20 protein-coding genes and 1 pseudogene are annotated in these 23,265 nt (G+C 51.0%); 17 read left to right on the top strand and 4 right to left on the bottom strand.

What is annotated here, in order from left to right:
* Window positions 1–122: 122 nt before the first annotated feature.
* From bioB to BM058_RS11700, 5 genes are all read left to right on the top strand, one after another.
* Complete coding sequence (bioB, locus tag BM058_RS11725) at window positions 123–1,124, top strand: biotin synthase BioB (protein WP_090927240.1); 1,002 nt, start codon at window positions 123–125, stop codon at window positions 1,122–1,124.
* Window positions 1,125–1,548: 424 nt separating this feature from the next.
* Window positions 1,549–2,583, top strand: coding sequence for a Wadjet anti-phage system protein JetD domain-containing protein (locus BM058_RS11715; protein WP_090927238.1), 1,035 nt, complete (start codon window positions 1,549–1,551; stop codon window positions 2,581–2,583).
* Window positions 2,556–4,067 (top strand): replicative DNA helicase, encoded by a 1,512-nt coding sequence (locus BM058_RS11710; RefSeq protein ID WP_090927237.1) that lies wholly within the window; start codon window positions 2,556–2,558, stop codon window positions 4,065–4,067. The genes BM058_RS11715 and BM058_RS11710 overlap by 28 nt, the downstream gene beginning before the upstream one ends.
* Window positions 4,060–4,800 carry a DUF6063 family protein gene (locus BM058_RS11705; protein WP_322787883.1) on the top strand — a complete coding sequence of 247 codons (741 nt, stop codon included), beginning with the start codon at window positions 4,060–4,062 and terminating at the stop codon, window positions 4,798–4,800. Before BM058_RS11710 ends, BM058_RS11705 begins: the two co-directional genes overlap by 8 nt.
* Window positions 4,784–9,199, top strand: coding sequence for a hypothetical protein (locus tag BM058_RS11700; RefSeq protein ID WP_090927235.1), 4,416 nt, complete (start codon window positions 4,784–4,786; stop codon window positions 9,197–9,199). Before BM058_RS11705 ends, BM058_RS11700 begins: the two co-directional genes overlap by 17 nt.
* A gap of 557 nt (window positions 9,200–9,756) precedes the next feature.
* Here BM058_RS11700 and BM058_RS18290 read toward each other — a convergent pair.
* On the bottom strand, window positions 9,757–9,903 hold the full coding sequence (locus tag BM058_RS18290) for a hypothetical protein (protein ID WP_177195535.1): 147 nt from the start codon (window positions 9,901–9,903) through the stop codon (window positions 9,757–9,759).
* A gap of 21 nt (window positions 9,904–9,924) precedes the next feature.
* Window positions 9,925–10,263, bottom strand: coding sequence for a hypothetical protein (locus BM058_RS11695; RefSeq protein WP_090927234.1), 339 nt, complete (start codon window positions 10,261–10,263; stop codon window positions 9,925–9,927).
* A 173-nt stretch (window positions 10,264–10,436) separates the two neighbouring features.
* On the opposite strand from BM058_RS11695, the gene BM058_RS11690 reads away from it, so the two are divergent.
* Window positions 10,437–11,099 (top strand): cupin domain-containing protein, encoded by a 663-nt coding sequence (locus BM058_RS11690; RefSeq protein WP_090927290.1) that lies wholly within the window; start codon window positions 10,437–10,439, stop codon window positions 11,097–11,099.
* Between the two features lie 61 nt (window positions 11,100–11,160).
* Here BM058_RS11690 and BM058_RS11685 read toward each other — a convergent pair whose 3' ends face one another.
* Together BM058_RS11685 and uxuA are read right to left on the bottom strand one after the other, a co-directional pair.
* Window positions 11,161–12,003, bottom strand: a complete 843-nt coding sequence (locus tag BM058_RS11685; RefSeq protein ID WP_090927233.1) for an SDR family oxidoreductase — start codon at window positions 12,001–12,003, stop codon at window positions 11,161–11,163.
* 28 nt (window positions 12,004–12,031) lie between these two features.
* The gene (uxuA, locus tag BM058_RS11680; protein ID WP_090927232.1) at window positions 12,032–13,090 is read right to left on the bottom strand and encodes a mannonate dehydratase; all 1,059 of its coding nucleotides are present in this window, start codon (window positions 13,088–13,090) and stop codon (window positions 12,032–12,034) included.
* Window positions 13,091–13,309: 219 nt separating this feature from the next.
* Between uxuA and BM058_RS11675 the strand changes: the two genes are divergently transcribed.
* From BM058_RS11675 to BM058_RS18625, 11 genes and pseudogenes are all read left to right on the top strand, one after another.
* Window positions 13,310–13,981: a GntR family transcriptional regulator gene (locus BM058_RS11675; protein ID WP_090927231.1), complete on the top strand. Its 672-nt coding sequence runs from the start codon at window positions 13,310–13,312 to the stop codon at window positions 13,979–13,981.
* A gap of 74 nt (window positions 13,982–14,055) precedes the next feature.
* Window positions 14,056–15,210 carry a Gfo/Idh/MocA family protein gene (locus tag BM058_RS11670; protein WP_090927230.1) on the top strand — a complete coding sequence of 385 codons (1,155 nt, stop codon included), beginning with the start codon at window positions 14,056–14,058 and terminating at the stop codon, window positions 15,208–15,210.
* Window positions 15,211–15,235: 25 nt separating this feature from the next.
* Window positions 15,236–16,309, top strand: a complete 1,074-nt coding sequence (locus BM058_RS11665) for a Gfo/Idh/MocA family protein (protein ID WP_090927229.1) — start codon at window positions 15,236–15,238, stop codon at window positions 16,307–16,309.
* Between the two features lie 187 nt (window positions 16,310–16,496).
* A complete protein-coding gene (locus BM058_RS11660) occupies window positions 16,497–17,489 on the top strand; it encodes a TRAP transporter substrate-binding protein (protein ID WP_090927228.1) in 993 nt (330 codons plus the stop codon).
* 1 nt (window position 17,490) lies between these two features.
* Complete coding sequence (locus BM058_RS11655; RefSeq protein WP_090927227.1) at window positions 17,491–17,979, top strand: TRAP transporter small permease; 489 nt, start codon at window positions 17,491–17,493, stop codon at window positions 17,977–17,979.
* On the top strand, window positions 17,976–19,277 hold the full coding sequence (locus BM058_RS11650) for a TRAP transporter large permease (RefSeq protein WP_090927226.1): 1,302 nt from the start codon (window positions 17,976–17,978) through the stop codon (window positions 19,275–19,277). Before BM058_RS11655 ends, BM058_RS11650 begins: the two co-directional genes overlap by 4 nt.
* Window positions 19,278–19,298: 21 nt before the next feature.
* Window positions 19,299–20,720 carry a glucuronate isomerase gene (uxaC, locus tag BM058_RS11645; protein ID WP_090927225.1) on the top strand — a complete coding sequence of 474 codons (1,422 nt, stop codon included), beginning with the start codon at window positions 19,299–19,301 and terminating at the stop codon, window positions 20,718–20,720.
* A gap of 84 nt (window positions 20,721–20,804) precedes the next feature.
* Window positions 20,805–21,200, top strand: coding sequence for a hypothetical protein (locus BM058_RS11640; protein WP_090927224.1), 396 nt, complete (start codon window positions 20,805–20,807; stop codon window positions 21,198–21,200).
* 54 nt (window positions 21,201–21,254) lie between these two features.
* Window positions 21,255–21,806, top strand: coding sequence for an RNA 2'-phosphotransferase (locus tag BM058_RS11635; RefSeq protein WP_090927223.1), 552 nt, complete (start codon window positions 21,255–21,257; stop codon window positions 21,804–21,806).
* Between the two features lie 624 nt (window positions 21,807–22,430).
* Window positions 22,431–22,583, top strand: a pseudogene (locus BM058_RS18875) (NINE protein); the annotation flags it as partial.
* A gap of 141 nt (window positions 22,584–22,724) precedes the next feature.
* A complete protein-coding gene (locus BM058_RS18625; protein ID WP_245736964.1) occupies window positions 22,725–23,042 on the top strand; it encodes a hypothetical protein in 318 nt (105 codons plus the stop codon).
* Window positions 23,043–23,265: the final 223 nt, after the last annotated feature.

The raw sequence follows: 23,265 nt of genomic DNA, 5'->3' as shown, positions 1-23,265 counted from the left end.
CGGCTCATAAAAGGAGACTCTCCTATTACGCTGCGGTTATTTTTCCAACTGTTCGTATTGTTATATTGTAAACCTTATAGTATATTAGGTTTACAATATACATGAAGAATGGAGGACATACGATGAATCAGTGGATGGAACTTGCGGATAAAGTGTTGGAGGGCGGCAGGCCAACGACAGCGGAAAGCCTGGCGGTACTGGACTGCCCGGATGACGACATACTGCCGCTTATGCACGCGGCCTTTCTCATAAGAAAAAAGCATTTCGGGAAAAAAGTGAAGCTGAATATGATCTTGAATGCCAAATCAGGGCTCTGCCCGGAAAACTGCGGGTACTGTGCGCAGTCCGCTGTGTCGACCGCTCCGGTGGATACGTACAGCATGGTCTCAAAAGTGACGCTGCTGGAAGGAGCCAAACGCGCGTATGAGCAGAATATCGGTACATACTGTATGGTGGCAAGCGGACGCGGCCCCTCAAATAAAGATATCGATCATCTCGTGGAGGCTGTCACAGACATAAAAAACACATACGGCATGAAAATATGTGCCTGTCTCGGGCTGTTAAAACCGGAACAGGCCCGGCGTCTCAAGGAAGCCGGAGTAGACCGCTATAATCATAATGTGAATACGTCGGAAAACAACCATTCCGCCATCACCACGTCTCATACCTATGAAGACAGAGTAGATACCGTCGATACTGCCAAACAAGCCGGGATGTCGCCGTGCTCGGGAATCATTGCAGGCATGAAGGAATCAAAACAGGATCTGGTGGATATGGCGGAAAGCTTAAAAGAGCTCGATGCGGATTCGATTCCAGTCAACTTTCTGCACGCAATTGACGGCACACCGCTCGAAGGCGTCCATGAACTGAATCCGTTGTACTGCCTGAAAGTACTGGCGCTGTTCCGCTTTATCAATCCGTCCAAAGAAATCCGCGTCGCCGGAGGACGCGAAGAAAATCTCCGTTCCCTGCAGCCGCTTGCGCTCTATGCCGCGAACTCCATTTTTATCGGAGACTACTTAACCACCGAAGGACAGAATAATACAGAAGATCACAGAATGCTTGCCGACCTCGGCTTTGAGGTGGAAAGCGTCGAAGAAATGAAAGCGTCCATGCAGCAGTGATAAGCTGAGACATTAAGAGTTTGCTAAAGCAAGCCGGCTGCCCCTCGGTTCAGCCGGCTTGCTTTTTCGCTCGTAAAGAGATGGATTTGGCATGTATTCGCGTTGATTCGGCATGTAAATCCGCAAGTTTGGCAGGTACCCGGGGCGCCGGCTTGTATTTGGTCTTATTTGGCATGTATTCGACAAGCCTTGGCATGTACCGGCCCGCAATCGGCATGTATTTCAGAAAAGCCGGATCACAAAACATAGAAAAAGAGGACGAGACGTGTCGTCCCATCCTCTTAAGTGCAAGCCGAAGCTGTACACCGCTATTAACCATATTCTACTACATTACCTGAGAGGATTCTACCAAATAAATCCCCCCTCCTGTTTATCCCGCGCTGAGAGTGGCGTATACTGGATGATAGAAAAGGAGGGGCGGTGTATGCAGGAAGATTGTCGGAAGGTACTGCTTACCTTTTCGAAAACATATGTGGAACTGTCGGAGCTTGAACAGCTGCTGTCGCCGGTGGCATCGACCTATGAAGCGTTCGCGGGTCTCGTTCAGGAGCTGGAGGACGAGGGTGTGCTGACGATGGTGAAAGCACAGGGGCGCAACGGGCGCACGCCGTCGGTGGCGTTCAAATACCGGCTGCACAAGCCGGCCCTCGCCAAAGGGTTTCACGATGAATTGAAGAGAAAGCGGCATTTGTTCCACCCGGCGTTGTCGCTCGAAGCGTATTTCCGTCTCGGTCCGGAAACATGGGAGAACGATCGGCCGTTTCTGGAGAAAATTGATGCTTACCTCCGGCAGTACGGACTCCCCGGGGACGAGGTGCCGGCCCCGGAGCGGAGTGTGGCGCTCGTCGGGGATGAGAAGTGGCTGAGTGAAGGCCGCGGCCGGGAAGTGCTGGAGCGCTGCGGTTTATGGAACAAGATGGGCGTTCTGCCGGTGTCTGACCCGCTCATGTTCGCCGTGCATCCGGACTGTTCCACGTTTACAGAGCATTTTCATTTGATTGTCGAAAATAAAACCACTTATCAGGCGCTGTTGGAGGTGCTGCCAAATACATGCTTTTCTACGTTGATATACGGATCCGGCAACAAAATCACGAAAAGCATCGAGCAGCTGGAGCGGCAGTTCCCGCTGCCGGGTTCGCATCATCTCTATTATTTCGGGGATATCGATCTGGAAGGGGTGGCGATCTGGCACCGCCTGCAGAAGCAGCGGCGCGTGGATCCGGCACTTTCCTTCTATCACGCCTGTCTTGCAAAAGACCCGCTGCATAAAGAAACGACGCAGCGCCGGCGCGATGAAGCGGTGCAGGCCTTTTTGTCTCATTTTGACGAAGAGAACCGGGAATGGATCGATACGTGCCTGCACAGCGACCGCTATTATCCGCAGGAAGTGCTGAACACGAAGGAACTTCAGGAGATTTGGAGGCAGTGGTCATGGACTATTACGACGCTCAGGACGTAGCCGCCGGGTACCGCGACCGGATGCGGCGGCTGGCTATCTTTGATCCGCTGTATGAGCTCGACCGCCGGCAGCAAAAAGACGAAGACGGCACCGTCGTGGATATGAAAGGGCTCGGTCTGCTGACGCTGCTGTTTTTCTTTGAGGAGAAACTGATGCGCAGCAGCCGAACAGGGGAAAAAGACCTCGCCCACTTTCTCAAGCGCACGGCAGACGCGTCGTACCGCTTTTCAGAGGAAGGGTGGCAGAAACTCGCGCGTTCGCTGATCCAGACGTTCCGGCCGGCCGACGGGAAGAAGAAAGTGTACACGTTTTTCAACTGGGAAACCGAGCAAAACGATTCGGTCGAGTATTCGCTCCTCAAAGATAACAAATTCGACGCCGCCACCAACACCCAGTACTATACGCTTGCCGAGCAGGGGCTGGAATTGATTTTTGCGACGAAGGAGTTTTACAGTGAATTCCAGCTTTCCATCAATCAGCTGATGCTCCGTAAGCAGCTTGAAAAAGGGGAGTTTCGGAGTGCACTGAAGCAGATCAATGAAATGCGGATTGATGTGGACACGCTCACTGACCGGATGGCGGTGCTGCGCCACGAAGTGCAGCGCAATATCGTATCGGAGGAGACGTTCGACCGGTACAAAGAACTGCTTGAAGACATTCAGTCGCGCCTGGAGCGCGAGCAGGAGGAGTTCCAGGAGCTGCGCGGCTTTGTGCAGGAAACCCGGGACCGTCTGTATGAAAAAGATTACCACCGCCAGGAGAGCCGCGCGTACGCCTACGTGCTCGATATCGCCAAAGAGCTCGAGCACGTGCATTATGAACACTCGCGCCTGCTTGAGCAGAGTATCAATCTGAAAAATCATACGCTCCGGGCGGCGCAGGAATCGTTGTATTCGGTCGGGATGGAATCGTTTAATTTCGAGCAGGACATCGGGGCGGAACTGTTCGGACCGCCGCTGCCGCTTGAAGCCGTAGAAGGTGTGCTCCATCCGTTTCTCGGCGTGCAGCAGACCAAGCAGTGGTCGCCGCTCTCGGTATTTGCCGAGCAGCGCGTGCAGGACGCGGACGAAAAGCCGCGCACCGCCCATTTTGAAGAACCCGGGGAGGAAAAAGAAACGTCCCGGGATACCGAAACCGTGCGGCAGAATTACGCCGTGCTCATGAAAAAGCTGCTCGAAGCGTCAGAGCGCGGCATCCACACGCTTGAAGAAATCATCGAGGACGCGGTGGAAAATGGAGAAGGGCATCTGCTGGAAGACCGGACGTTTTACGACTTCTGGATGCTCCTTCATCAGCGGTCTCCGCTTACCAGCACAGCTCCCCCCGACGGGTCGGAGGAGCACCGGCACGTGCTGGATGATGCGCTGCCGCTCCTTGGCGGGAGCACCTTACATGTCTTGGAGCGCCCGAAGATTTTAAGGCCCTCGGGCCGTTTCTCGATTCAGGATATGACTTTTACACTGGAGGTTCGGACTGATGTATGAAGAAACGAAAATCATGGAGGCTTTTCGGTTGTATGCGGTGCTTGCGCGTGATGGTTACGGCGGCCGGGAGGAGAGAAATACATATCAGGCGGATGATAATGTGCGGGCGCTGGTGGATTCGTTTGCGGCGCATGTGGACTGCGCGGTCATCGTTGCGGGGGAGCGGATTCATATGATTCCGCAGGTTTCGTTGTCGCCGTTTCATATGAAAAATGAGGAGATCAAGCGGCGGTATCTGCGTGCGGGTGCGACGAATGTGGATTTGTATTTGATGTATGTGTGTGTGATTGTTTTTTTCGGGTTGTTTTATGACAGCTATCAGACCTCAGAGCCGACCCGGGATTTTGTGCGGCCGGATTTGTGGACGGATGCGGTGCAGGAGCGGATCCAGGGGCTGCGCGGTCATAATGAGGAGACGCTGAAGACATATGAGTCTGATTTTGCCTATAACTGGCGCGCGGTGATGGAGAAGTGGGAGGATATGAATGATGTGAAAGAGGGCGCGAAGCAGCAGAGCGGCAATACGATCAGCCGGCTCAGTTTCATCGATACGGTGCGCCGGTTTCTGATGGATCAGGAGCTTGCGGAGGATATCGGCAATGAGGAGACGGCGCTGACGGAGAAGGCGAAGACGATTGTGCAGCGGTTTTTCCGGGAGGAGGAGTATAACCGCGGGATTTTGTCGTTTTTGTATCAATGGGAGAGGGAGGATGACGATGCCGGCAATCAGTAAGATCCGTTTTACCAATGTGGTCTATGAAGAAGGCTTAAAACGGTATAACGATGAGTGTTTTTATTTTGACGGCTACAACGGTGCGGTCGTGCTTGAAAACGGCGGCGGGAAGACGGTGTTTCTGCACACGATGCTGCAGGCGGTGCTGCCGCATGCCTCTCTTGGCGACCGGAAGATGAAAGAAACGCTCCAGCTCGACGGCGCTCCCGCCCATATCGCGGTGGAGTGGCTGCTGTCGGAGTCTGCTCCGCGGCGCTACGTTGTGACGGCGGTCAGCTTGTATCAGGGAAACAATGAGCTCGATTCGCTCCGATACGTGTATGAGTACAGCGAAGGGGACAAGCATGACATTCACGGTCTGCCGTTTGTCCACAAAGACAGCCGCCGCCCGTCGGACCGCGGCGAAATCGCGGATTATTATCAGGGGATGGCGCGCGAGCAGATGAATGCCCATACGTTTCAGACGATCCGGGAGTACAAAAGGCATCTGGAGGACCACTATCAGATTATTGCGAAAGAATGGGAAAGCATCGCCAAAATTAACGGCGGCGAGGGCGATGTGGAGCAGTTTTTTGCCGAATGCCGGCAGACGAATCAGCTGTTCGACCGGCTCTTGATTCCGGTTGTGGAAGACGCGATGGCGGGGTTTGAACGGAACACGTTCGCCGATACGTTTGAAGAACACCGCGACAATTTCCGGGCGTACAAAGAACTGCGCGAACGGATTGAAGAGAACCGGATGATTGAAAACGAGCTGGAGAGCTACGTGCAGGTGTTTGAAGCGCTGCATGAAGAAGAGCAGTCGTATGCACGCGCCAAAGGGTATGCCAAAGCGGTGGCGGAACTGACAGCGGCGCGCCGCAGCGACAAAGCCCGCGAGCTCCGCGCCAACGAAAGCCGCTGGCAGGAATGGCAGGAGCAGCAGCATGATCTTGAGCGGAGGCAGGACGCGCTTGCTGTCCGGAAGCTGGAGCAGACAAAACAGCAGCGCTGCGGGGAGTGGGAAGAGGCGGATCTGTCGTACCGGCAGGCAGCTGAAGCCCTGGCCCAGGCGAAACGGCGGTACTTTTCCTACAAGCTCGCCGAAGCGAAAGTATCATTTCAGCAGCAGGAAGAGCGCGAAACGTATTATAAGGCTAAAATCGACTCCCTTGATGAGCAGGCGGACATGCAGGATCTGAAGGAGCGGGCGCAGCAGAACAGCTCGGAATTCCGTGGATACTTCCAGCAGGAAGAAGAGCGTCTCGACCGCCTTGTGCAGGAGCTTGACACCCAGTGCCGGCCGCTCGAGGAGGAACTTGAACGGCTCGAGGAGCGGATGAACGGAATACAGGCTGCAATCCATGAGGAGGAGAAGCAGTACCATACGAAAGAAGGCAGCATCCAGGGCTCGAAGGCGGAGCAGCAGCGGATCCAGAGCCGCATTCTGGCGGACCCGGAGCAGGAGTCCGTTGCCGCTCGGCTGAAAGAATGGGAGCAGCAGTACCGGGAAACGGACGAGAAGCGGAATGCGCTCATCACCAGCAGCCGCCGCCTGAAAGAGGAGAATGAATCCGCTGACGCCGAACGCCGGCACGTGCAGGAAACCCTTGAAACCGCGCGGGCCCGGCACGTCGAGCTCGACACGCGGAAGAAGACGTTTGATACCGAACACGACCGCATGCTCGCCTCGCTGCAGCAGCTGCGCTATCAGTGGCGCAGCATCACGTCCGTCTACTACAGTGAATCCCAGATCCGCGAGCAGTTCGCCGAACAGATCGACAAACGTCACCGGAACCGGGAAGACGCGCTGCTTAGAGAACGCGCGGCGCGCCGTTTTACCGATGACTACAGCGAACAGGACCATTTTTTCGCCGATGCGTATCTTGCGTCGCGTCTGGAGGCATGGAACGCGCAGTTTGACCTTCTTGAAACCGGAACCTCCTACCTGCAGACGCTGCCGGACGAAACGAAGGAGCAGGCGCAGCACTATCTGTTCTGGCCGGTGACGCTGATTACGACGAAACGGGACAAATCCGCCGTTTACGACAAGCTTGCTTCCGTGAAAAAACAGCTTCAGTTTCCGGTGTTTCTTTTTACCCAGGAGGAAGCCAAGGCAGCTGCGGAAGGCGGGGAAACCGGCACCACCGGCATCGTTCCCGACCACTGGCGGACGAACCTTGGGACGGCGTCGTTTCAGGCGTGGAAAGACGATATAGAGAAGCAGGCCGACGCGGCAACCGAGGTGCGCCGGCAGCAGGAAGAAGAACTTCGGCACTGGCAGTACGCGCAGCAGGATCTCGAACAGTTTCTCGCGAACTATTCCTATGAGAACCGGCGCGGGATAGAGGAGGAGTTGTCGGAACAGACGGAGGTCCTTGAAGAGTCAGGCCGCCGGCACGAATCGCTGACCAAACAGATAGAGGAACAAACCAGGCAGATCGAGCTCGAACAAAACGAAAGCACCGAACTGCTTGGCACGCTGCAGGGGCTGGAACAAACGATCCAGGAAGCCCTCCGGCATGACGCGCTGGAAAAAGAGATGGAAAAAGAACAGAATGCCCAGCAGAAACTCGCGGCATCACTTGCCGAGCGGCGGGTGGAACAGGAGCGGGTCCAGCACGATATCAGCCGCTGGCGTGAAGACCTTCAGGAGCACCGCGATGAGCAGAAAGAATACAGACAGAGCCGCTCCCGGCTCCGGGATGACCCGCGGTACAAAGAAACCGCTGATGCCGGGCCGGTGTTCACCGGGAAGTCGCGCGCGCTGTTGGAGCAGGAATACGAGGACATCCGCATGCAGCAGCACAATATCTCGCAAAGCCGCGGCGAATGGGAAGCCGAGCGCCGCAGTGCCGAGGAGCAGAAAGAAGCGGCCGGACGACAGATTCAGGAACTGCGCCTGGAGCACGACGATCTCGACGAACACGCGGAACCGCCGCTTTTTACAAGCGAAGAGCAGGACCGGCTTTTTCAAACGTACCGGACGAAAGAAACCGAAGAGCAGGCCGCGCGTTCGCGTATGGATAAGGTGAGGGAAACGTGGGTCAAAGCAGATCAGTCGTACCAGGATGCCTGGCGTGAGTTTCAGCAGCGGTTTCATGACCGGGAACCGGATTCGTTCGATACACCGCTTGAGGAGGCGGCCCGGAAGCTGGAAGAAGAAAAGGAACAGGTGACCAGCCGCAAAGCCTTTCTCGCGCAGGAACAGTCCCGGATCGAAGCCCGGCTTCAGGCACTCGATGAAGCATCGCGCGAGCTTGAAAAATTCCAGGAGGCGCACCATTTCCAGGGGCCGTCGGTGGAAGCCGCCGTTTTGAGTGAGAAAGAAACCGAGCGGCTCGAACACGATCAGCGCCGCATCATCCAGGAAACGATAGACGCCCTGAAGCGGACCGACACCAGCGTGCAGAAAAAGAAAAAGGACCTGCAGCAGGCTGCTTCGGCTTTCATCCAGTTCTGCCGCGATCACGTGCAGGACGTGAAGCTGCAGCAAAAAGCCATTAAAGGCATTGAGCAGAAACAGTCGTATGAGGAAGTGCTTCAGTTCCGCCGCAATATGAAGCAGGCACTTGAGCATGCCATCCGTATCAATGAAGAAACGATCCGTACGTATGATAAGCAGTTCGAACAATTCATCGCCCAGATGCACACCCACTTGAGCGCCGTCAAACAGGAACTCGAAATGATTCCAAAGAAAACACGGGTGAAAACCGGGGAGGACTGGAAGCAGATCTATACGTTCACGATTCCGGACTGGGAAGAAGATGAAGGTCGGGCGCGCCTGCGCCGGCACGTCGAATGGATCATCGAGCAGCTCGAGGCAGAGCGGTACCAGACCGCCGATGGAGGCCCTGACACGACGCGGATGCGAAAAGACATCGAAACGTGGCTGCAGTCCAAGCAGCTGCTTCAGCAGGTGTTTAACGGCCAGCCGATGAAAGTCACCTGCCGCAAAGTTACCAACGACACCCGCGTCACGACGAGCCGCTACTCGTGGGAGCAGTCCAACAACTGGTCCGGCGGCGAGCGCTGGAGCAAGAATATGACGCTGTTTCTGGGCATCCTGAATTATATTGCCGAAAAGCAGAAACATATCGAACCGCACATGAAACGGCACCGTTCCGTGATTCTTGATAACCCATTTGGAGCTGCTTCGAATGACCACGTGCTCCACCCGGTGTTTTTTATCGCGGAACAGCTCGGATTTCAGATCATCGCCCTGACCGCCCATGCGGAAGGGAAATTTCTACGCGATTTCTTTCCCGTTATCTACAGCTGCCGCCTGCAGCCCGCTGTTGACCCGGCCAAGCAGATCATAACGAAAGAAAAGCACCTGCACCAGGCGTACTTTCAGGATCACGACCCCCAGGCCCTGCAGCGCCTCGGAGAAGTGGAGCAGTTGTCGTTATTTGAATAAGAAACAAAGAACAGGCCGGCTGGACGCGCTCCAGTCGGTTTTTTGATGTGTTCTGTTCTTGGCTGGGTCGAGTGGAGTGGAGTCGAGTTGAGTTGGCTGGTAACGGGGAGGGTTTGGCATGTATTTGGGGTGATTCGGCATGTAAAGGCGCCGGTTTGGCATGTACCCGAGGCGCCGGCTTGTATTGGGGTGTGTTTGGCATGTATTCGACAATATTTAGCATGTATCGGCCCGCAATCGGCATGTAACGCCGAAGAACAAAGCGGTTGCCGGCGTGCTCCCGGCCGTATTCTTGTCGAGTGCCCGTCAAGCGGACAAAAGTCGGCGGCAGCACAGTGCAAACGTAAAGTGAAACTCTTCATAAGACAGTTTGAGACAGCCGGAGACTGGTCAAACGTAACTGGGCATGAGTCATAACGACGTTTATTGGAGAAAAGTACAGCTAAACGTAAGTAGGAGAAAATATAGGGACAAAATCTGCATGATCTAAAAATCAGCCGCATGTCTCCACAGACACAGCGGCCGTAATGTTTTTCGTATGGTGAAACACTCAGGTCTTATTTCCTTTTCACCTTATACCAAGCCTGCCGCAGTAGACCGTAGAAATCCAGTTGGTTTCCGATGATGTCTGCGAGTTTCCTCGCGAGACCGGTCATGATAATCACGGAACCAAGTACGATGATGAAATTCCCTATAAACTCCAATGCGCGGCCTCCTGTTTTCTATTACTCTGATGCGGCACTTGTCTTTTTCCATTTCATATAGCTGTGCCCGATTTCGATGGCGGATGCAATGATAAACAAAGCAGCCAGAATGAGAGTGGCGTTCATTGTCATGCCGGGAACGAAGTATAATCCCACGAGGATAACCATTCCAACCGGCATAGTCCATAATGACCGTATCATTCTTCTGCGGTAACTCAACCGGTAATAAATGATAGCTTTTCCGGAATCGACTTTTCCGTATTCCTCATTTTTCACTTTCGCTATGGTGTGGTACATCCAATGGGCCGCTAATACGATGAAACCCATCACGATATAAAGGAACCAAGTTGCAGCGGTCATCGGTATCCTCCTTTTGCAGTGAGTTTATGAAAAAAGAGATACATGCCGATGGAATTTCCTTACGTTTATGATATCATAAACCAAATGCAGGTCAATGCACGCGGCGGTAGGCGGGTGTCACATTCTCTTTTGTTTCACATATGGTGATAAAAAAACAGGAGGGTATTGATATGATGAGAGATCCGTATACCGAGCAGCCTGCGGCGGAACCGCAGTATTTTTTCAACTTGAACACGAACCGTTTGTTCACGAGAAACGAACAGAATTACATTAACCGGCTGGGCCGGGATAATCTGAATACGCTCGGGGATATGTCGCTCCTCGATATTTATCTGAGTAATGGGCATGTGGTGGAACCGCATTATCATCAGAACGCCTCGGAGCTCGTGTACTGCATTTCCGGGGCGGCCGAGGTGTCGCTGATCAATCCGTTCACCAATGAAAGGACCACGGTCCGGATCATGCCGGGGGAAGTGGCAAGTGTGCCGCAGGGCTGGTGGCACTGGGAAATCGCCCAGGAAAACAACACCCACCTTCTTGCCATGTTCGACGCACCGTACCCCGAATACATTCTCTACTCCGACCTGCTCGCAAAAACCCCGGCGGATGTCATGGCGCAAACGTACTGCGTCGATCCCGAGACCTGGGAGGAGGCTATTGCGCCGCTGCAGGGCGAGACGATCATCATCGGACCGACCGATGCATGCGCCCAGCAGCAACAACAACAGCAGGTTCAGGGCACCATGCAGCAAAACAACAAACCCGCCCAGCCGCAGTCGCTACCGTACCACGAACCGTACTACGTTTACCCGTATCAGCGCTATCCGTATTATTAATAAAAAAAAGGTCAGACATCAGGCGCTCTGCCTGCCGTCTGACCTTTTGTATCATCATTGTTTATACCCCGGAGTAAGCCATGAATCCGCCATCGACCGGTACGGTGACGCCGGTGATGAATGTGGAGTAGGCGGGATCTGCGAGCCACAGAAGCGTGCCGGATAAGTCATCGGGCTGTCCGAAGCGGCCCATCGGCGTCTGATTCATGATTTTTTGGGAGCGGGGAGTCATTTGATCATTCTCATCCATCAGCAGCGAATAATTCTGCTTGGTGAGAAAAAAGCCGGGAGCGATCGCGTTGCAGCGGATGTTTTCTTTCGCCATATGCACAGCGAACCACTGCGTGAAATTCTCGACCGCGGCTTTGGCTGCGCTGTAGCCGGGAACCTTGGTCATCGGGCTTGGGGCGCTCATGGATGAAATGTTGATGACCGTGCTTTGTTCATCGTGGATCATATGCGGAAGAAAGACCTGTGTGGCCAGGACCGCGCCGGTGAAGTTCACCCGGAATACGTGATCCAAGCCTTCTTCGGTGACATCGAAAAAAGAGCTGGTTTCTGCATCTTCGACGTCTTTCATACTGAACTCTTCATTGGTGGTTTTGGCTTCCGGGTGGTTTCCGCCGGCGCCGTTAATGAGAACGTGGTATTTGTCATAATGCTGCTGGATTTTTTTGTTCGTTTCTTCAATGTTCTGCTTTTTCGTCACATCGCAGGCAAAGGCAACCGCTTCCCCGCCCTGCTCGGTAATCTGATCGACAGTCTTCTGCGCGTTTTCTTCTTTTCTGCTGAGAACGACGACTTTCATTCCCTGCGCTGCCAGCGTTTCCGCCATTTTGCCGCAGAGAACGCCGCCTCCTCCTGTAACAACCGCTACTTTCCCGTTCAGTGTTTCGTGATTCATGATTGTCCTCCTTTTTTTCTGCGTGGAATCAGTGTTTGTTTAACGTGTCCCAGCTGCCGTGCAGATACATAATGCCGAGAGCCCGGTCATAAAGGCCGTAGCCCGGACGGCTGTTTTCCTTCCAGAGGTGTCTGCCGTGATCGGGACGTATAACACCCTGAAAACCGATATCATGATAGGCTTTTAAAATATCAAGAACAGGGACCGATCCGTCGTCTTCGCGGTGCGACGTTTCAATAAAGTCTCCATTATCAAAGCGCTGCACGTTTCTCACGTGGGCAAAGTGTATTCTATCCTGGAAATCGTAAATCATTTGAGGTACATCATTGCCGCTTGAGGATCCGAGTGCTCCGCTGCACAGGGTCAGCCCATTATATGTGCTGTCCACCATGCCGGTAATTGTCTCCAGATGCTCATAATTCGACACGATGCGGGGAAGCTGAAAAACTTCCCACGGTGGATCATCGGGATGCACCGCAAGCGCAATATCATACTCTTCACACGTCGGAATAACCTTTTCGAGAAAATACTTCAGGTTCTCCTGCAGCATTTCTTCGGTGACGTGCTCGTACTGTTTGATGGTAGATGAAATGTGATGCAGCCGCGAAGGCTCCCAGCCCGGCATCGTAAACTCAGGGTTCGCCAGCACCTTGTTAATAATATCTTCCGGCGTGGCGTGTTCCACCTGTTCGTTTTCATAAAACAAAGCGGTCGATCCGTCGTTTAATTCTTTGTGAAGGTCGGTTCGTATCCAGTCAAATACAGGCATGAAATTATAGCAGACCGTTTTCACCCCTTCGGCCGCCAAATTCTGCAGCGTTACTTTATAATTTTCGATGTATTGTTCTCTGGAAGGAAGGCCGAGCTTAATATCTTCATGTACGTTGACGCTTTCGACGACGTCAGCCTTGAATCCTTTGGATGTGATATTCTTTACTTCTTCCGCGATTTCATCTCTCTGCCACACTTCCCCGGCTTCTTTCTGATGCAGAGCCCATACAATCTGGGTTGTATTTGGTATCTGCCGGATGTCTGCCAGAGAGATGCTGTCATTATCTTCGCCAAACCAGCGGAACCCCATTTTCATTGACTGTCACCTGCCTTTGCTTGAACTGATTATGGCTTTTATGCTAACATACTTGTATACAAGTATCCATAGTTTATTTCATTTCATTCCTGTTTTTCACATCTTCTGAAATAAGCCTGAACGAAAAGAAGACGAAGCCCTGTCCGGCACATTTGTTTTATACTCTATGATGTTTCTGTATACTGGTACAAAAAGAAGTAAGGTGGACAATAGAAAATTATGGAAAACAATTCCCCGCAACATGTTTCCGTTAGAAGTTATGTCTATGACAAGTTAAAAAACGACATTATGAAATTAATCTATAAGCCGGGCCAGCGGATTACGGAAAATGTCGTATCCGATCACCTGAATGTGAGCCGGACACCGGTAAGAGAAGCTTTCTTAAAACTATCAGAGGAAAGATTGATTGAAGTTTATCCCCAGAGAGGGACGTACGTGTCTCTTATCAACAAGAAACTCGTCGAAGAGTCGGTGTTTATCAGAGAAAATCTGGAGCTTGCCATCGTCAAACTGGCGCTGCGTCAGTTCGATGAATATTATATGTCCATGATGGAAAAAAACCTGGCGAAGCAGAAAGAATACGTGGATTCCCCGGAATACGTTCAATTATTTGATCTGGACCAGGAGTTTCATGAAATCTTGTTCGCCGGCGTGGATAAATTTTATTCCTGGAGTATTATTGAGAACTCTATGGTGAACTACAACCGAATCCGGATGCTCAGCTTAATATCTTCGGTGAACTGGCAGCTCTTAATCAACCAGCATGAAGAAATATGTAACGCCATTAAGGAGAATGATGAGGAAAAGGGAATTGCTGTGATGAAAGACCACTTAAGCCGACTGACGATTGATATTGAGAAGATAGAAGAAAAATTTCCGGACTATTTTTAAAAAAAACTAGCTACTTGTATACAAGTATGTTAGTATTTTAAAAAATACATTCTCTAATTATCAGGAGGGTAACAATGCTTAAAGTTGGTGTTATAGGTGTCGGGGCGATTAGTTCGTCGCATGTAGAGGGGTATTTGGAAGTGGATGAAGAGATTCAAATCGCGGCTTTATGCGATTTGTATGAAGACAAAGCGGAAACGATTAATAAAAAATATGAACTGAACGCATCGGTGTACACAGATTACGACAAGATGCTGGAAAACGAAGAACTGGATCTCGTATCCATCTGCACACCACCGTTTACCCACAGCGATATAGCGATTAAAGCAATGGAGCACCGCACGCATGTGCTGGTGGAGAAACCGATGGCTTCTTCCCTCGAAGAATGCGACCGGATGCTGGAGGCAGCTGAGCAATACGAAGTGATTCTGTCAGTCATCGCGCAGAACCGTTTCAAAAATCCAATGATGAAATTGTCGAAACTGCTCTCCGACGAGACCATTGGAAGCATTAATCACACGCAGATTGATTCGCACTGGTGGAGAGGGTTCAACTACTACGACTTGTGGTGGAGAGGAACCTGGGAGAAAGAAGGCGGCGGCTGCACACTGAATCACGCGGTCCATCATATCGATATTTTCCAGTGGCTCCGCGGCGCACCGTCTGAAATATCGGCATTTATGTCCAACACCGCTCACACCAACGCAGAAGTGGAAGACTTATCGATTGCTATATTCCGCCACGAGGACGGAGGACTGTCGCAGGTAACAAGCTCGGCGGTGCATCACGGAGAAGAACAGAAGCTGATATTCCAGGGAGACAAAGCAAAGCTTGAAGTCCCATTTGATGTAAAAGCCTATACCCAGCTCGAAAACGGCTTTCTGGAGACGGACGAAACACTCCAGCAGTCGATCACTGAGACCTATAATCAGCTCGAACCGCTGCGGTATGAAGGCCACACCGGCCAGATTCACGACGTGATACAAGCCGTGAAAGGGAACAAGGCTCCTCTTGTTACCGGAGAAGAAGGACGCAAAACACTGGAAATCATCATGGCGATTTACGAAGCCGCGACAGAAAAGAAACATGTAACGCTGCCGCTCACCAAAGACAGCAGCTTCTATTCCAGAGAAAGCCTGCTGAACCATGCCCCGCATTTTTATGAGAAACAAAACAGTGTCGACAATTTCCAGAATAACGAGATTTCTGTACACGGCGACTACGAATAATACAACGAAGGAGGGCACGCAAAAAATGAGTAACAACGATGGAATGAATTACGCGCCGAAAGGCAAAAGCGAAAAAGTAGTGCAGGACGGGGAGTTCAAGGTTGGAATCGTCGGCCTTGACCACGGGCACATTTACGGCATGAGCAACGGGCTGAAAGAAGCAGGAGCGCAGTTGACCGCGGTGTACGATGAAGACAGCGAAAAAGTGGAAGCGTTTATCCAGGAGCACCCCGAAGTAAAAAAAGCGGATTCTGAAAGTAGTGTACTGAACGACGCTGACATTCAAATGGTCGCCGGGGCGAAAATTCCATCCCAGCGCGGCGACCTCGGACTGAGAGTGCTGGATGCCGGAAAGCATTACTTCACGGACAAAACCCCGTTCACGACGAAAGAGCAGCTGGATAGAGCGCGGAAGAAAGTCGACGAGACCGGACTGCGCTGGTTTGTGTATTACAGCGAAAGACTGCACGTGGAAAGTGCCGTCTATGCCGGCGACCTTATCAAAAGCGGCGAAATCGGCGACGTAGTGCAGGTACTTGGTACAGGTCCGCACCGCAGTAACATTGCTTCAAGGCCCGAATGGTTCTGGCAGAGAGAACATTACGGCGGCATCCTCTGCGACATTGCCAGCCACCAGGTGGAGCAGTTTCTGTTCTACGCTGGGGCAGATGATGCCAAAGTCATCCACAGTAAAGTAGGGAACTACGCGCATAAAGACTATCCGGAATTCGAAGACTTCGGCGATGCCACGCTCACAGCAGACAATGGAGCGTCCAATTATTTCCGCGTCGACTGGCTCACACCGGACGGCCTTGGAACGTGGGGTGACGGCAGAACCATTATTCTTGGAACAAAAGGCTATATTGAGCTGAGAAAGTATGTGGACATTGCGAAGTCCGCGGAAGAAGATCATGTTTACGTCGTCAACGACAAAGAAGAGAGATACGAGAATGTGTCCGGTCAAATCGGCTATCCCTTCTTTGGCGAAATGATTCTGGACTGCCTGAATCAAACGGAAAAGGCGATGACGCAGTCCCACATTTTCAAAGCAGCCGAACTGGCACTGGATTCGCAGGAACAGGCGCTTAAGATCAATTAAGGCGGCCTCGTGCTGTCATGCCGGGCAGGCGGGAAAACATGCACATTGAATCCTTCTTCCCGTCTGGGCACGGCTTGTTTATTTTTTCACTTTATCATTTGTAAGCGTTTTAGATTTCGGGTTGGAAGTACATATCCGCGCATCATACATCACAGCATTTGCTGAGAGGAGAAAGGGGTCGGCCACCATGAAATGGTTAGCAGGAATGAAAATCATCCTTCTTGTCCTTGTTCTTTCCGCCTGCCAGACCGCGCAGGGGGAGAAGGACACGTCTACGTTAATACTGGCACACAGCCATCCAACGAGCCATCCCATTCACAAGGCGATGGAAGTACTGAAAGAGGAAGTAGAGGAGAAAACAAACAATGAACTGCATTTAAAAATATACCCTAACGGCAACCTTGGATCGGAACGGGAAGTCATCGAAAGAACCCAGATCGGCACCGTAGATGTCGCGAAAGTCAGTGTGAGCAGTCTCGAAAGCTTTGAACCTTCGTACGCGATTTTCAGCCTGCCGTACCTGTTTGAGAACAAAGAGCAGTTTCACCGAGTGATGACAAGCTCCGCCATCACCGAAGAACTGTATAACAAAACGATAGACAGCGGGTTCCGGGGACTGTCGTACTACAGCGGAGGCGTTCGGAATGTGTATACTGCCGACCGGCAGGTTCAAACCCCTGAAGACATGCAAGGGTTGAAAATCAGGGTTCAGGCCAGTCAAACGAGCGTTCAGATGATTAACGCGATGGGCGGCGTACCGACTCCGATGAGTTACAGTCAGGTGTATACCGCCCTGCAGTCCGGCGTAATCGGTGGCGCGGAAAACAACGCCACGGCCCTGACAAGCAGCAATCACGGGGAAGTCGCCAAGAATTATTTCTACACCGAACACTCCATCGTACCGGACATGCTGATCATCAGTGATAAAACCTATAATCAGCTGTCAGACGAACACCGCCGGATTCTGCAGGAGGCTGCGTCAACGTCCACCAACCATCATAGAGAGCTGTGGCAGAAAGCGGTCAATGATGCAAAAGAAACCGCCAAACAAGAAATGAACGTGAACTTCCAGGAAGTGAACAAACAGGCCTTTATTGAAGCGGTGCAGCCTATGCATGAACAGTTCAAAAACGACCCCGCCACCTCTGACATTTATCAAACCATAAATGAGGTGAAGTAATATGCAGATGGTCAAACAATCCGTAGATAAACTTCTTTTTGGTATCAATGTACTGCTGCTTGTAACGATGACTGTGCTATCCATTTATCAGGTATTTACCAGATACTTTCTGGATGTACCGAGCACCATCAGTGAGGAAATGGTTCGTTTCTTATTAATATGGTTTGCGCTCTTTACGACAGCCTATGTGTTCGGGCAGCAAAAACATATCGCCATCACGGTACTGCTTCAACGCTTCACGGAGCGTATGCAGCTAGTGATTTTCAAACTGATTCAAGTCTTTTGGTTTCTGCTCAGTACAGGTTCTCTCATCATCGGAGGAATTATTCTGATCACGTATACCACCCAGGAGACCTCAGCGGCCCTTGGCATAAGCATGATGTATGTTTATCTGGCTCTGCCGTTATCGGGACTGTTTATGGCTTTTTATTCGCTGTGGTACCTGGCAATGCCCGCTGCTACCACGGAGGAAATGGAGGGAAATGAATGACGACAGCACTCGCTGCAACTCTACTATTCGGCTCTTTAATTGTTTTACTATTGATAGGAACACCTATCGCGCTTGCGACGGCGTTAAGCGCCATTTTCACAATGCTGTGGATTCTTCCCTTTGATCAAAGCTTAACAACCGCGGCGCAGCAGCTGGCGGTAGGTGTGGATAATTTCACGATTCTCTCCATTCCATTGTTTGTGCTGGCCGGTATCATTATGAATAACGGTGGCATCGCCTTTAAGCTCATAAACCTGGCGAAATTATTTGTCGGCCGGCTGCCCGGTACGCTGGCCCACACGAACGTGGTCGGGAATATGTTGTTTGGCTCGATCTCGGGCTCGAGTGTGGCTGCCGCAGCTGCGATGGGTAAAATTATAACCCCTATGGCCAAAAGGCAGAACTACCCCGTCAATTATATAGCGTCCGCCAATATTGCCTCGGCCCCGGCAGGACTTCTAATTCCGCCGAGTTCGATGCTGATTGTGTATTCCCTTGTAAGCGGTGGGACCTCGATTGCGGCGCTGTTTATTGCCGGATATATCCCCGGGATTTTGTGGGGACTGGTGGTTATGACCATCGCTTATTTCATTGCCAAACGCAACGGCTACGCGGTGTCAGAAAAAATAAGCTGGAAAGATAGAGCATTTATCGTACTGGACGCCATTCCGAGCCTGCTTCTTATTGTTCTTGTCATTGGTGGTATCGTCGGCGGTATCTTTACCGCGACAGAAGGTGCTGCGGTAGCGGTTGTCTATGCGACAGTGCTTGCTCTGATCTACAGGGAAATAAGTATCAAACAGATTGATGTCATTTTTAAAGAAACATTTGAAGTGACCGGGATGATCCTGTTTTTGATTATCAGTTCGTCCCTGTTTTCCTTAATGATGTCGTACCTTGAGATTCCAAGCGGCATCAGTAACGTGATGCTCTCTATCAGCGATAATCCGATTATTATTCTGCTGATCATGAATCTGCTCCTGTTGTTTATGGGAACCTTTATGGATGTGACACCGGCGATTCTTATTTTCACCCCGATTTTCTTCCCGGTGGCAGCGGACCTTGGCGTGGATCCGGTTCACTTTGGTATCATCATTGCGTTCAACCTGTGTATCGGAAGCATCACGCCGCCGATCGGAAGTGTATTATTTGTCGGGACGAGCGTGGCAAAAGCCAATTTTGAAAAAGTCATTAAAACAATGGTGCCCTATTTTGTGATTCTTATCGTGATGCTTCTGATCATCACATTCTTTCCGCAGCTGAGTCTATTTCTGCCAGATCTATTCGGCCTGCTGTAACCCACCATCGGAGGTGTTTAAATGAAATCTTTTATGAACGACCGTTTTTTGATTCATAACGACAAAGGCTATCAATTGTACAAAAACGCAGCAGAAGGACTGCCGATTCTCGATTATCACTGTCATCTGCCTGCAAAAGAAATATGGGAGAATGAACCGTTTGCCAATTTGTCCGACGTCTGGTTCACCGGAGACCATTACAAGTGGCGGGCGATGAGAATGTACGGCATCGAAGAACGTTTCATTACCGGGGATGCCTCCCCTTATGAGAAATTCGAGGCTTACGCGTCTGTCATGCCGAACCTGCTCGGGAATCAACTGTACCACTGGTCCCACATGGAACTGAAACGGTACTTCGGTGTCGACCGAGAATTAAACGCATCCAATGCTGCCGGCATCTGGGAAGAAGTGCAGCGAAAACTCGAGCAGAACGCGCTCGCGCCGCGGGACGTCATTCAAATGGAAAACGTGCAGATGATCGGCACGACCGACGATCCAGTCGATTCTCTCGCGTACCACGACCTCCTGGCAGAACATGAGTCGTTCGACGTATCGGTGCTGCCTACGTTCCGACCGGACAACGTGTTCAAAACCGGAACGGCGTTTAATGAATGGGTCGACCAGCTGGAAATCGTGACGCAGAGCACTATATCAAGTGCAGCCGCGCTTGAGCAGGCGCTGCTTGAACGGATGACCTTTTTTCATGAAAGAGGATGCCGTTCCTCCGACCACGACATCGTGCAGCTCGTCTGGGCGGACTGCACGAAAGAAGAAGACGAAGCCATTTTCGAGCGCCTTCGGAGCGGACAGTCCATCAGCGAAAAACAGCAGCACCAATGGTTCTCCTGGATCATGAGCTTTCTAGCCAGGCACTATCATGAACACAACTGGGTGATGCAGCTTCATATCGGCGTGCTGCGCGACGCCAATCAACGTGGAACTGCAGAAATCGGGAAAAACGCCGGGTTCGACGCGATCAATGAACTGAATACCGCCGAGCATCTGACGCACCTGCTCAACGATTTGAATACAGACAGGAAGCTGCCAAAAACCATTCTGTATTCCGTGAACAGCAAAGATTTCGACGTGCTGAGCACTATCGGCTCTTCTTTTTCCGAAGAAGGTCTGGCCGGCAAAGTCCAGCTCGGTGCGGCCTGGTGGTTCCATGACCACGTCGAAGGCATCAAAAAACAGCTGCAGACCGCTGCCAAGATCGGCCAGCTCGGCGCGTTCAACGGCATGCTGACCGACTCCCGCAGCTTCCTGTCCTACACAAGGCACGATTATTTCCGCAGAATACTCTGCAGTATGATCGGCGGCTGGATTGAAAACGGAGAACTGCTGGACAATGATCCGCAGTGGGAGACTATCATCCGAAATATCTGCTTCAACAACACGAATCAATTTTTTGATCTGAGGTTTGAAAAACGGCAGGATTCATAAGGCATGGCATGGAATACACACAAAGCGGAGGCGGGCGCCTCCGCTTTCTTATTCAGCACCAACGAACAAGTTAGGAGTAGCGTAATGAGTATATACAGTATTTTGTTATCCGCGTTCCTTGCTCCATTTGTGTTTGCAGTGATGGGAAGCGGCCTGCACAGCCTGCTGCAGTCCGGAGCCAATAGTGCCCTTACGTATGGATTGCTGCTCGTCTATTCCTGCCCGGTCTATTTGATACTGGGGATCCCTATCTCTTTCTGGATTCATAGAGGGATCGGAGCAAATAGGGGTCTAGGGGTGATTCTTCACACCGGAGCGGGCGCTGCTGCAGGAAGTATCAGCCTGATTTTTGTCGCTGGACCGGTATGGGCCGGAACACTGCTCGGCGCTGCCGCAGCCCTTGTGTTTGTCCTGCTGCAGGTACTGGTCGAAGTGTTATCGGGGAGAAAAAGGGGAACAGCAGCACCGAGGCGCCGATAAATTCCCGAATACCGATAATTAGTTGTCGCACCGCTGATCACAGGAGGATAAAAGATGCAGCAAAAAGAGAAAAAACGATACAGCAAGGTGCTGAGTCTCATGCTTCGGCATGAGCCGGAAGCCTTTGGCATTACCCTGGATCACCAGGGATTCACGCCGCTGGAGGACGTGGTGCATGCGCTCCGCCGCAAGGGATCTTTTCCGCATGCAACGAAGGAAGAGATTCATACCATCGCCGCCGACAGCGACAAACAGCGGTTTGAAATCGTGTCCGGCCACATCCGTGCAAGATACGGCCACTCCGTGAATGTGGAGCCGCACGACAAAGAGACGCCTCCCCCTTACCTTCTGCACGGCACGCATGTCGAGGCCCTGCCCGCCATCCGCAGGGAGGGTATCAACCGGAGAAACCGACGCTACGTGCATTTGAGCGAACACGAGGACTTTGCCCAGCTCGCCGGACAGCGGCGCGGGCAGGCAGTACTGCTGACCATCGACACCACTGCTGCCGAAAAAGCAGGCGTCGCCTTTTTCCGCGCCGGCAGCGGCGTATGGCTCAGCACCAACATCCCGCCGCATTGCGTAGTGGAGGAGAAAAGGGTGTAACATCCGGGACGCCGATATGTCCCAGCAAACCGCCGATACAATAAAAAAACATCCAAATTAATTTGGATGCATTACCTGCGGCTCTTTCTTTTTTTTTCATAAAATCATGCATCAGACGACGGGTTTCCTCCCGTTCTTTTTCCGATTCAGGAGGATAAGCATAGATGCCTTGATGTGTAGAATCAATAATATCCGTTAGGTTCCCGATGGTCCATTTTTTGTGCTTGAACCTAGAATGCATCAGGGTCACCTCCACCTATATGTAAGTATACTCTCATTAATTAAATCATGAGTTACTGGTTTTCGAGTCCGTTCCTCCAAACTTGCTCGAACGCTTTATCGATAGAGAAAACGTGAACGATGGAGAAGACGAGTATGCTGAATAAAGTCAATTCCGGCATTGGATATGAATAAGAAAAACGCCGCAAATGATTTTTGAATTCGGTGATACGGGCGCAATGGCAATAATATATCTCAATTTTCTATTTATTCTTTTATTTACCCTCTTTCAAGGAAAAGCAATGTGTTAAAATCAGAATAAATTATATTCATGATTTAGGACTTAGATGGAGCTTTAGATAAACACAGATGATAATGAAAATATCATTCCGGGAAGTGATTTGATTGCAAAGGCCGGCTTGGATAGGATACGTATTTTCCATCTTTTTAGGATTTATAGGAGTGCATTGTTTTTACTATGAAAAATATATAAGAGGCACCATATACCTTTTACTTACAATGCTCCAACTTTCATTTATCCCTATGATATTAGGGTGGATAGACATGATATACATACATAGATGGAGAAAAAAATGTCTGAGAAATGACAACATCGTAACCTTGTATAAATCATACCATACAGATCCTGAACTTTTACTAAAAAGATTGGAAAGACAAAACTCTAAGAAGAAAGTATCAATGAAGAAAGAAAAGAGAAACCAAGAAAAACCAGTAGTAAGACATCCATCCATTTTTTATTCTGAAACTGATATCATTTTACCAACATACAATCACCTCGAGACACCTGCTTCAATTATTCAATCTGTGCAGCAAGCACAAAAAGAAAATAGAAAATCTTCGTCATCAAAGGGTATTACCATTACCTATCATACCTCTTCAAATGATTTTATAAGACAGATTGTAATATCAAGTGCAACACTCTTTAAGTTTTGGGGGAGGCGTCAAGATATCGTGGAATACCGGAGTGAAACGAGGATATGCCGCGAAAGGTCTTGACGGCTTATCTGCTTCCCACCCTTGGAAGCGGCGTTCAAAGCGACGATAGATCGTTTTGAACGGCTTAACCATAAGGGTGGGAAAGGAGAGCCCTCCCCAAAAAAGCAGCTCATGACAGCTTCGTGTAAAATGTTAGTTACCACACAAACAAATCACGGAGGTGCTGTCATGAGCTATCAACACCTTAGCACATTTGAACGCGCACGTATAGAAACCCTGCAGG

The sequence above is a fragment of the Salibacterium qingdaonense genome (assembly GCF_900114715.1).
GTDB classification, from domain to species: Bacteria; Bacillota; Bacilli; order Bacillales; family Marinococcaceae; genus Salibacterium; species Salibacterium qingdaonense.
Note: the sequence above shows the minus strand (reverse complement) of the source record. Positions and strands in the feature narration are given on the sequence as shown.